Annotated in this window: 9 protein-coding genes and 1 pseudogene; all 10 read left to right on the top strand. The window is 66.3% G+C overall.

The genetic code is table 11. The features are described 5' to 3' along the window. Positions 1-264 (top strand): annotated as a pseudogene (locus ETQ85_RS26250) ([Fe-S]-binding protein); the annotation flags it as partial. Continuing rightward, entirely contained in the window at positions 264-917 is a 654-nt protein-coding gene (locus tag ETQ85_RS14290; RefSeq protein WP_148579739.1) for a TorD/DmsD family molecular chaperone, read from the top strand. The pseudogene ETQ85_RS26250 and the gene ETQ85_RS14290, both read left to right, overlap by 1 nt. 26 nt (positions 918-943) lie before the next feature. Then, entirely contained in the window at positions 944-1,168 is a 225-nt protein-coding gene (locus ETQ85_RS14285) for a formate dehydrogenase (protein ID WP_148579738.1), read from the top strand. 11 nt (positions 1,169-1,179) lie between these two features. After that, positions 1,180-4,083, top strand: coding sequence for a formate dehydrogenase subunit alpha (locus ETQ85_RS14280; RefSeq protein ID WP_148579737.1), 2,904 nt, complete (start codon positions 1,180-1,182; stop codon positions 4,081-4,083). A 23-nt stretch (positions 4,084-4,106) separates the two neighbouring features. Next, positions 4,107-4,769: a formate dehydrogenase FDH3 subunit beta gene (gene fdh3B / locus ETQ85_RS14275; protein ID WP_148579736.1), complete on the top strand. Its 663-nt coding sequence runs from the start codon at positions 4,107-4,109 to the stop codon at positions 4,767-4,769. After that, positions 4,766-4,996 (top strand): hypothetical protein, encoded by a 231-nt coding sequence (locus ETQ85_RS14270; RefSeq protein ID WP_148579735.1) that lies wholly within the window; start codon positions 4,766-4,768, stop codon positions 4,994-4,996. The genes fdh3B and ETQ85_RS14270 overlap by 4 nt, the downstream gene beginning before the upstream one ends. A 10-nt stretch (positions 4,997-5,006) precedes the next feature. Then, on the top strand, positions 5,007-6,050 hold the full coding sequence (locus ETQ85_RS14265) for a formate dehydrogenase subunit gamma (RefSeq protein ID WP_148579734.1): 1,044 nt from the start codon (positions 5,007-5,009) through the stop codon (positions 6,048-6,050). Between the two features lie 14 nt (positions 6,051-6,064). Then, positions 6,065-6,361, top strand: a complete 297-nt coding sequence (locus ETQ85_RS14260) for a formate dehydrogenase (protein ID WP_187394711.1) — start codon at positions 6,065-6,067, stop codon at positions 6,359-6,361. A gap of 132 nt (positions 6,362-6,493) precedes the next feature. After that, positions 6,494-8,104, top strand: coding sequence for a methyl-accepting chemotaxis protein (locus ETQ85_RS14255; protein WP_148579733.1), 1,611 nt, complete (start codon positions 6,494-6,496; stop codon positions 8,102-8,104). Positions 8,105-8,248: 144 nt separating this feature from the next. Further along, entirely contained in the window at positions 8,249-10,252 is a 2,004-nt protein-coding gene (locus tag ETQ85_RS14250) for a TonB-dependent copper receptor (protein ID WP_148579732.1), read from the top strand. The last annotated feature ends 2 nt before the right edge of the window (positions 10,253-10,254 follow it).

The following is a 10,254-nucleotide window of genomic DNA, read 5'->3' as shown; positions in this document are numbered from 1 at the left end:
CTGTCGGCCCGCCTCGACCTGCGCCCGTCAGCCAAGCAGCCGCAAACCCTCAACGAAGACACGCCGTGCCACTGCGTGAGTTGCGGCAAGCCCTTCGGCTCGACGGCCACGGTGCAGACGATGGTGGCGCGACTCAGCGGCCACAGCCTGTTCGCCACCCCGGCGCAGCAAAAGCGCCTGCTCATGTGCGGCGACTGCCGCGTGATCGACATGCTGGAGCACGGCAAGGGCCAGGCTCCCGAAACCACGGTATTCGACCTGTGATGACGACCCGCTCTTCTCCCCACCCCACCCCCGAGACGGCCAGCCTGCTGGCCCCGGAAGACGAAGCCCGGGCCGGCCTCTACGGCCTGCTGGCCAACCTGCTGGCGGCTCCGCCGCATCCCTTCCTGATCGCCAGCCTGGCCGGCGCCGACGCCCTCCATGCCGACCCGGGCATTCCCGAAGGCCTTGCCCTGAGCGAAAGCTGGGATGCCCTGCGCAGCGCCTGCCAGGGCGCCGATGCCGAGCGTATCGGCCAGGAATGGCATGCTCTGTTCAGTTCCACCGGCAAGCCCCAGGTGGTGATGAACGGCTCCTGGTACCTGACCGGTTTCCTGATGGAAAAGCCGCTGGCCGTACTGCGCGACGATCTCGCCGCCCTCGGCCTGGCGCGCCGCGACAACTGCACCGAAAGCGAAGACCACCTGGCTGCCGTATGCGACGTGATGCGCGTGCTGGTGGTGGATGTGCGCCGCCCCGGTGATGAGCGCCTGGCCGCCCAGCGACACTTCTTCGACCGCCACCTGCGCCCGTGGGTGGCCGCCTGCTGCAACGCGCTGGCCACCGCCGGCGATGCCGACTTCTACCGCAGCGTGGGCCGCTTCGCCGCCGCCTACTTCGCCCTCGAAGGGCGCGCCCTGCACATCGAATCATGACCGACTCAGTCCAGAGGGAGACCCCCATGAGCAAACCCGAAGACAAGCCCGCCCACGCCCCCACCAGCCTGGGCCGGCGCAGCTTCCTGTTCGCCAGCACCGGCACCGGCGTGGCGGCGCTTGCCGCGGTCGCCGCCGTCAAGACCCCGGAAGCGCCCCCGGCCGAAGCCCTCGCCGAACCCGACGGCCAGGGCGAGGGCTATCGCCTCACCGGTCACATCCAACGCTACTACCGCAGCACCCGGCTGTAAGGGAGATCACCATGCTGGTCAAAAGATCAAACCGTCCGTCCGGCCCGGCCAGTAGCGCCCAGGCAGACACCGCGTCCACTTTCTCCGCCCCTCGCGGCCTGGATCGACGCAGCTTTCTGAAGAGCTCCGGCCTGGCCGCCGGCGTCGGGGCCATCGGCGCCGGCCTGCCCTTCGCCATGGTCCGCCCGGCCGATGCCGCCAGCGACAGCAAGGCCGCCGGCGCCGTCGAGATGCGCCGCTCGGTGTGCACCCACTGTTCGGTCGGCTGCGCCATCGACGCCGAAGTGAAGAACGGCGTGTGGGTCGGCCAGGAACCTGTTTTCGACAGCCCGATCAACCTCGGCGCCCACTGCGCCAAGGGCGCCTCGGTACGCGAGCACGGCCATGGCGAACACCGCCTGCGCACCCCGATGAAGCTGCACAACGGCAAGTGGGAACGCCTCAGCTGGGATGCCGCCCTCAAGGAAGTCAGTGAAAAGCTGCTGGCCATCCGCGAGAAGGACGGCCCCGACGCCACCTACTGGGTCGGCTCCTCGAAGCACTCCAACGAGCAGGCCTACCTGCTGCGCAAGTTCGTGAGTTTCTGGGGCACCAACAACTGCGACCACCAGGCCCGCGTCTGCCACTCCACCACCGTGGCGGGCGTGGCGAACACCTGGGGTTACGGGGCGATGACCAACTCCTACAACGACATGCAGAACGCCAAGGCGATCTTCTTCATCGGGTCGAACGCCGCCGAGGCGCACCCGGTGTCGATGCTGCACATCCTGCATGCCAAGGAGGGCGGCGCCAAAATCATCGTCGCCGACCCGCGTTTCACCCGCACTGCCGCCAAGGCCGACCACTACGTGCGCCTGCGCTCGGGCTCCGACATCGCGCTGATCTACGGCGTCATGCGCCACATTTTCGAGAACGGCTGGGACGACAAGAAGTACATCGAAGACCGCGTGTACGGCATGGACAAGATCCGCGAGGAATCCATGCAATGGACCGCCGACAAGGTGCTCGACGTCACCGGCGTGCCGGATGATCAGGTGCACCTGATCGCCGAGACCATGGCGAAGAACAAGCCGTCGACGGTCGTGTGGTGCATGGGCCAGACCCAGCACAGCACCGGCAACGCCATCGTGCGGGCCATGTGCAACCTGCAGCTGGCCCTCGGCAACGTGGGCGTCTCGGGCGGCGGCACTAACATCTTCCGCGGCCACGACAACGTGCAGGGCGCCACCGACGTGGGCCCCAACCCCGACTCCCTGCCCGGCTACTACGGCATCGCCGCCGGCGCCTGGAAGCACTGGTGCAGCGTGTGGGGCGTGGATTACGAATGGGTCAAGGGCCGCTACGCCTCACCGGGCCTGATGGAGAAATCCGGCATCACCGTGTCGCGCTGGATCGACGGCGTGCTCGAGAAAAACGAGCTGATCGACCAGGACTCGAACCTCAAGGCGGTGGTGTACTGGGGCATGGCCCCCAACTCGCAGACCCGCGGCAAGGACATGCTCGAAGCCATGAAGGCCCTCGAGCTGCTGGTGGTGGTCGACCCCTACCCGTCCGCCACCGCCGCCATGGCCGCCTCGGTTCGCAAGGAAGGCGTGTACCTGCTGCCCGCCGCCACCCAGTTCGAGACCTCCGGCTCGTGCACCGCGTCCAATCGTTCGCTGCAATGGCGCGAAAAGATCATCGAGCCGCTCTTCGAATCGAAGCCCGACCACACCATCATGTACGCCTTCGCCAAGCGCTTTGGCTTCGAGAAGGAGTTCGTCAAGAACATCAAGCTCGACAAGGACAAGCAGGGCTGGGACGAACCGAACCTCGAAGACACCCTGCGCGAAATCAACCGGGGCACCTGGACCATCGGCTACAGCGGCCAGTCCCCCGAGCGCCTGAAGCTGCACATGAAGCACATGGACACCTTCAGCGCCCACACCCTCAAGGCCGACAGCGGCCCCTGCGCCGGCGATTACTTTGGTCTGCCGTGGCCATGCTACGGCACCCCGGAACTCAAGCACCCGGGCACGCCGAACCTCTACGACACCAGCCTTCACGTGATGGAAGGCGGCGGCAACTTCCGCGCCAACTTCGGCGTCGAGAAGGACGGCACCTCGCTGCTGGCCGGTGACGGCTCGGCCTCGAAGGGCTCCGATCTGCCCTTCGGCTATCCCGAGTTCGACCACACCCTGCTCAAGAAACTGGGCTGGTGGGATGAGCTCACCGACGCCGAAAAGAAGGCCGCCGAGGGCAAGAACTGGAAGACCGACAACTCCGGCGGCATCATCCGCGTAGCCATGAAGAACCACGGCTGCCACCCCTTCGGCAACGCCAAGGCTCGCGCCGTGGTGTGGAACTTCCCCGACCCGGTGCCCAAGCACCGCGAGGCCCTGTACTCCACCCGCCCCGACCTGATCGACAAGTACCCGACCCACGAAGACAAGAAAGCCTTCTGGCGCCTGCCCACCCTCTACAAGACGGTGCAGCAGCAATGGAAGAACGTGGGCAAGGACTTCCCGCTGATCATGACTTCCGGCCGTCTGGTCGAATACGAAGGCGGCGGCGAGGAAACCCGCTCCAACCCGTGGCTGGCCGAGCTGCAGCAGGACATGTTCGTCGAGCTGAACCCCGCCACTGCCGCCGAGCGCGGCATCCGCGACCGCGACTGGGTGTGGGTCAAGAGCCCCACCGGCTCGCAGATCAAGGTGCGTGCGCTGGTCACCCCGCGGGTCGGCACCGACACGGTGTTCCTGCCCTTCCACTTCTCCGGCCGCTGGATGGGCCAGGACCTGCTCAACTTCTACCCGGTCGGCGCCGCCCCCATCGTGCGCGGCGAATCGGTCAATGCCGGCACCACCTATGGCTATGACGTGGTGACGATGATGCAGGAAACCAAAACCACGGTCTGTCAGATCGTCAAGGCCTGAGCGCCCGGCAAGGAGAATCAAACATGGCACGAATGAAATTCCTGTGTGACACCGAGCGCTGCATCGAATGCAACGGCTGCGTCACCGCCTGCAAGAACGAACACGAAGTGCCCTGGGGCGTCCAGCGCCGGCGCGTCGTCACCATCAACGACGGCGTCGTCGGCCAGGAAAAATCCCTGTCGGTGGCCTGCATGCACTGCTCCGACGCACCGTGCATGGCGGTGTGCCCGACGGATTGCTTCTACCGCACCGAAGAAGGCGTGGTCCTGCACGACAAGGACGTGTGCATCGGCTGCGGCTACTGCTTCTACGCCTGCCCCTTCGGCGCCCCGCAGTTTCCGCAAAGCGGCACCTTCGGCCTTCGCGGCAAGATGGACAAATGCACCTTCTGCGCTGGCGGCCCCGAAGAAGACGGCTCCGAAGCCGAGTTCGAAAAGTACGGCAAGAACCGCCTCGCCGAGGGCAAGCTGCCCCTGTGCGCCGAAATGTGTTCGACCAAGGCCCTGCTGGCCGGCGATGCGGTCGAGGTGTCGAACATCTTCCGCGAGCGGGTGATCCGCCGCGGCGGCAAGGGTGTCGAGGCCATCGGCTGGTCCACCGCCTACGGCAAGGGCAGCGCCGACGCCGATACCCGGGCTGCCGCCGCGACGGCCCCCGTTCCCGAGAAAACCGGAGGTGCCCAATGAACAGCCTGCGCCACGCCGCCCTGCTCGCCGCCTCACTGAGTCTCGTCCTGCTGGGCGGCTGCAAGGAATCGCCCCAGGTGCTCGACAAGAAGGCCGGCGAATACCAGGGCAAGGTGGACACCCGCCCCTGGGAAGGCCCCGCCTACAAGGGCGACAAGGCCACCTGGGAAAGCGACCTGCGCGCCCGCTCCGGCAACCAGAACGAGTTGCGGCGCATGCCGGATTGAGGAGACCAGCATGAACTCCCTCACTTTTGCGCGGGCACGGCGTGGCCTGGCGCTGCTGGCGGTCACAGCCTGCCTCGCCGGCGCTCAACCGGCGCTGGCGGCCGACGCGCCACCGGCCACCAGCGAAGCCGCCACGCTGGTCCAACCCGGCAACAACGCCGCCACTTTTCGTGACGTGCGCCGCGGTGAAAACCAGTCCATCACCTTCCAGGCCCCCGCCGACCGGACCCTGATCCAGGCTTCTGGCGAACGCTGGCGACAACTGCGCAACGGCCCGATCACCGTGTGGGGCGGCTGGATGCTGGTCGGCGTCTTCATCGCCCTGGCCGCCTTCTACAAGCTGCGCGGCAAAATCATGCTGGAAGGCAAGCCCACCGGCCGCCTGATCGAGCGCTTCAACTCGGTCGAGCGCATGGCCCACTTCGTTCTGGCCGGCTGCTTCGTACTGCTGGCGCTGTCGGGCCTGACCATGCTGTTCGGCAAGCACGTGCTGCTGCCGCTCATGGGGCATACGCTGTTCGGCTGGCTGGCGTGGGTCGCCAAGAACCTGCACAACCTCACCGGGCCGCTGTTCTTCGTCTCCACCCTGTTCTTCGTCGCCCTGTTTGCCCGCGACAACGTGTGGCAGCGGGTGGACGCCCTGTGGATTCGCAAGGCCGGCGGGCTGCTTTCCGGCGAACACGTGCCGTCGTGGCGCTTCAACTTCGGCGAGAAGACCTGGTTCTGGATCGGCGTCACCATTCTCGGCCTGATCGTCGGCATCAGCGGTCTGGTGCTCGACTTCCCCGGCCTCGGCCAGATCCGCCAGGACATGCAGCTCGCCCACCTGGTGCATTCGGTCGGCGCCATCCTGTTCATGTCCCTGTCCCTCGGCCACATCTACATCGGCACCATCGGCATGGAACGCGCCATCGACGGCATGAAGAGCGGCTACGTGGACGAAACCTGGGCCCTTGAGCACCACGCCTACTGGTACGAAACGGCCAGGGGCCGCAAGGTCTCCAAAGACGACGACGGTACGCACACCCCCGCCGCCGCCCCCAACCACCACTGAAAGGTGCCCGAACGATGAAGATCAACGCACTCATCCTCGCCCTCCTCGTCGGCCTGCCGGGCCTGGCCAGCGCCAGGCTGCCGGCCCCCACCGAAGAGCAAAAGGCCAAACAGGAAGAAGCCAAGGCCAAGACCGCCGAGGCCAATGCCAAGGCCAACGAACAGCTCGCCACCGCCCAGGACAGGGTCGCCGCGCGCTGGATCCAGAACCAGAAGGCCAAGGGCGTCACCGTCACCCCCACGCCCATCGCCCCGCCGCCGGCGCCCGCCGTTGCCGCACCAACTCCCTCTCCCGCAGCCACCGCAAAGTAAGTCCCTCGCCAGCCCGCGACCGTCTCCGCAAGCAGGAGACGGTCGCGGCAGGACCACTAAAGTTTCCCGCATGGCCGCCGTTGCCATGGCAAATCCGGCAAACAAAAACGGATTTCCACCAAAGGGAAAAAAATGACCATTGTTCAGCGCCTGATGCTCCTCGTCGGAGCCGCAATCGTGAGCCTGCTTGCACTCACCGGCATCAACTACGTCCAGATGAACCGGGTCTACGAGGCCACCAATTACGGCAACACCATGGTCGTACCAAGCATTGAAGTACTGAACCGGGTCGCGGTTGACTTCGGCCGCCTCCGCGTCCGCACCTATCGCCATGTGCTGGTTACCGACACCAAGGAAATTGAGAACGTCGACAAGCAGATTCTCGAAAGTCGGGCCGCAGTGGAAAAGTCCTTCAAGGACTACGAACCGCTCCTCTCCGACGACGAAGACAAGCGCCTGCTGGAGCTCGAGCGCGCCGCCTTCAGCGCATACAACAAGGGCATCGATCAAGCCCTGGAGCTCTCCAGGGCGAACCGCAATGAAGAGGCCCGGGCGCAGCTCCAGAAGAATGCGCCAGCAGCAGTCAAATTCATCGAAGAGGTGAATGCCCACATGAAGTTCAACGAAGAACTGGGCAAGAAGGTAGCTGCCGACGGCGCTGCCGCCAAGGACAGCGCCACCGTGATCGCCATTGGCGTTCTCCTGGCATCAGCGGTCGTCATGGGTCTGCTCAGCCTTGTCACCATCCGCAGCATCACCGCCCGCATCGCCGACGCCAACCAGATGGCCGGGCGCATTGCCGCCGGCGACCTGAGCGCCGCCCCCGCCAGAGCCTCCGCACACGATGAAATCGGCGTGCTGCTGGGCTCCCTCGAGAAGATGCGTGGCGACCTCTCCCACACCATCGGCGACATCATGAGCAGCTCGAACAGCGTGGCCAGCTCCGCCAGTCAGCTATCCACGGCAGCCCAGCAGGTCTCGATCAGCAGCGAGCAGCAATCCAGCGCCACCGCCGCCGCAGCCGCCGCTGTCGAAGAGCTGACAGTCAGCATCGACCACGTGGGCTCCAGCTCCGAAGACGCCAACCATCGCGCGACCGAAGCCGGCAACCTGGCCACCACGAGTGCCCGGGGTGTCGACGATGCCGCCCACAAGATCGGCCTGGTGTCGGAGCAGGTGGAAAACACCGCCCAGCAGATCCAGCAACTCTCCGAACAGGTCCAGAAAATCGACAAGATCGCCGTGGTCATTCGCGAAGTGGCCGACCAGACCAACCTGCTGGCCCTCAACGCCGCCATCGAAGCCGCCCGTGCCGGTGAGCAGGGCCGCGGCTTTGCGGTGGTGGCCGACGAAGTACGCAAGCTGGCCGAGCGCACCACCAACTCGGTGCAGGAAATCACCGCCGTCATCGGCACCATCCAGCAAGGCGCCGTCGGTGCAGTGACCAGCATGCAGTCCAGCCGCCAGCTGGTGAGCGAAGTGGTCGTTGCCGCCGGCAAGGCCAGCGAGTCGATGGGCGACATCCGCGACTCGGCAAGCACCATGCAGGGCGCCATCGGGAACATCACCGATGCCCTGCGCGAACAGCGTGGGGCCTCCACCGAACTGGCCCGCAACGTCGAAGCGATTGCCCAGATGTCCGAGGAAAACTCCGCCGCCGTCGCCTCGGTGGCCGACACGGCCAACCGCCTGGCGGGCGTTTCCGACAGCCTCAAAGCCAGCGTTTCACGCTTCCGCGTGTAGATTTTTACCGGCCGCGCCGGTATCGGGCGGCCGCTGCGACACTATGACGCACCAAAATGGGGCGCCATCTTGCTGCATGTCAACGTCGTCGTCGTTCCCCCTCACTAATGTGGCGCTCTCTTGCCAACCAGAGAGCCCACAACGATGTCCTGCCCCACGCCGCTCCGGCACGCCCTGCTGCCCCTCGCCATCGCCTGCGCCTTTCCGGCCATCGCGGACGAAGCCACCACCCTGCGCCAGGTGGTCGTCACCGCCCCGGCCATGGAAGCCCCGCTCACCGTCACCACCGACCCGCGCGCCCCGCGCCAGCCGGTGCCGGCCCATGACGGCGCCGACTACCTGAAGAACATTCCCGGCTTCTCGGTGATCCGCAAGGGCGGCACCGACGGCGACCCGGTGTTCCGCGGCATGGCCGCTTCGCGGCTGGGCATCCTGCTCGACGGCGAGATGATCCTCGGCGGCTGCGGCATGCGCATGGACCCGCCCACCGCCTACGTCTTCCCCGAAGCCTTCGATCGCATCACCGTGCTGAAGGGCCCGCAGACCGTCAAGTACGGCCCCGGCAACAGCGCCGGCGTGGTGCTTTTCGAGCGCCAGCCGAAAGTCCGCGAAAGCTTCTCGGCCTACGCCGACGCCAGCCTGCTGGCCGGCAACTTCGGGCGCAACGACCAGGTGCTCGAAGCCGGTGTCGGCAACGCCGGCTTCTACGGCGAAGTCACCGGCACCCATTCCCACGCCCAGGATTACAAGGACGGCTCCGGCAACAAGGTGCATTCGGCCTACGACCGCTGGAGCACCAGCGGCGCCCTCGGCTGGACGCCCGACCGGGACGCCCGCCTGGAGCTGACCTTCGCCAGGAGCGACGGCAAGGCCGCCTACGCCGACCGCAGCATGGACGGTGCCCGCTTCGAGCGCAGCAACGTCGGCCTCAAGTTCGAGAAAAAACGCATCAGCCCATTGGTCAGCAAACTGGAGGCGCAGGTCTACTACAACTACGTGGACCACGTGATGGACAACTACAGCCTGCGCAGCCAGAGCGGCATGCAGATGGTCAGCAACCCCGACCGCAAAACCCAGGGCGGGCGCCTCGCCGCCACCCTCGAACTGGGCAGCAAGACCAGCCTCGAAACCGGCATCGACTTCCAGACCAACGAGCACACCCTGCGCAAGGCCAGCGGCGCTGCCGTCGCCGGCTACGACAGCCTGCCCCGCGGCGCCGACATGCGCTTCAACAGCCGCGGCGTGTTCGGTGAGCTGTCCCATGAACTCGACGCCGCCCAGCGCCTGATCGGCGGCCTGCGCGTGGACTGGAGCGAAGCCGAAGACCAGCGTAGCGGCAAGACCACCTCCGGCCAGACCGACAAGAACACCCTCAAGGCCGGCTTCCTGCGCTGGGAAAGCGCCTTCACGCCAACCACCACGCTGTACGCCGGCCTCGGCCACAGCGAGCGCGCCGCCGACTACTGGGAGCGCAGCAAAGCCCCCGGCGCCACATCCACGATGAACACCGGCGCGGCCAGCACCTTCGTCCTCAAACCCGAAAAAGTCACCCAGCTCGATACCGGCGCCATCTACGCTGCCGGCCCGCTGAAGGCCTCCGCGTCGCTGTTCTACGGCAAGCACAAGGACTTCATCCAGATTCGCCAGATCAACGCCTTTGCCACCGACGCCTTCAACATCGACGCCACCACCTACGGCGCCGAAGCCGATGTGAGCTACGCCCTGACCCAGGTCTGGAAAACCTGGGGCACGCTGGCCTGGACCCGCGGCGAGAACGACTCGACCGGCAAGCCCCTGTCGCAGATTCCGCCGCTGGAAGCCCGCCTGGGCGCCGGCTACGGCGACCAGGTGTGGAGCGCCGGCGCCCTGCTGCGCCTGGTGCAGGGCCAGACCCGCTATGACACCGGCTACGGCAACATCGTCGGCCAGGACATCGGTGCCTCGTCGGGCTTTGCCATCTTCTCCCTCAACGCGGCATACAAGCCGAAGAAGGGCATGCTGCTGTCAGCCGGCGTGGACAACCTGTTCGACAAGACCTACGCCGAGTTCATCAGCCGCAGCGGCGCCAGCGTCGGCGGTTTCACCCAGACCACGCGGGTGAACGAACCGGGCCGCACCCTGTGGCTGAAGGCCAACATCGCCCTTTAACT

The organism is Zoogloea oleivorans, from assembly GCF_008107625.1.
GTDB lineage: Bacteria > Pseudomonadota > Gammaproteobacteria > Burkholderiales > Rhodocyclaceae > Zoogloea > Zoogloea oleivorans.
The sequence above is the reverse complement of the archived record's forward strand: the minus strand, read 5'-3'. Positions and strand labels throughout refer to the sequence as shown.

Bases quoted from the DNA above. Each gene is read 5' to 3' on its own strand.
- ETQ85_RS14270 (WP_148579735.1), top strand. From the start codon at position 4,766: ATGAACAGCCTGCGCCACGCCGCCCTGCTCGCCGCCTCACTGAGTCTC.
- ETQ85_RS14280 (WP_148579737.1), top strand. From the start codon at position 1,180: ATGCTGGTCAAAAGATCAAACCGTCCGTCCGGCCCGGCCAGTAGCGCC.
- fdh3B (WP_148579736.1), top strand. From the start codon at position 4,107: ATGGCACGAATGAAATTCCTGTGTGACACCGAGCGCTGCATCGAATGC.
- ETQ85_RS14285 (WP_148579738.1), top strand. From the start codon at position 944: ATGAGCAAACCCGAAGACAAGCCCGCCCACGCCCCCACCAGCCTGGGC.
- ETQ85_RS14250 (WP_148579732.1), top strand. From the start codon at position 8,249: ATGTCCTGCCCCACGCCGCTCCGGCACGCCCTGCTGCCCCTCGCCATC.
- ETQ85_RS14290 (WP_148579739.1), top strand. From the start codon at position 264: ATGACGACCCGCTCTTCTCCCCACCCCACCCCCGAGACGGCCAGCCTG.
- ETQ85_RS14260 (WP_187394711.1), top strand. From the start codon at position 6,065: ATGAAGATCAACGCACTCATCCTCGCCCTCCTCGTCGGCCTGCCGGGC.
- ETQ85_RS14255 (WP_148579733.1), top strand. From the start codon at position 6,494: ATGACCATTGTTCAGCGCCTGATGCTCCTCGTCGGAGCCGCAATCGTG.
- ETQ85_RS14265 (WP_148579734.1), top strand. From the start codon at position 5,007: ATGAACTCCCTCACTTTTGCGCGGGCACGGCGTGGCCTGGCGCTGCTG.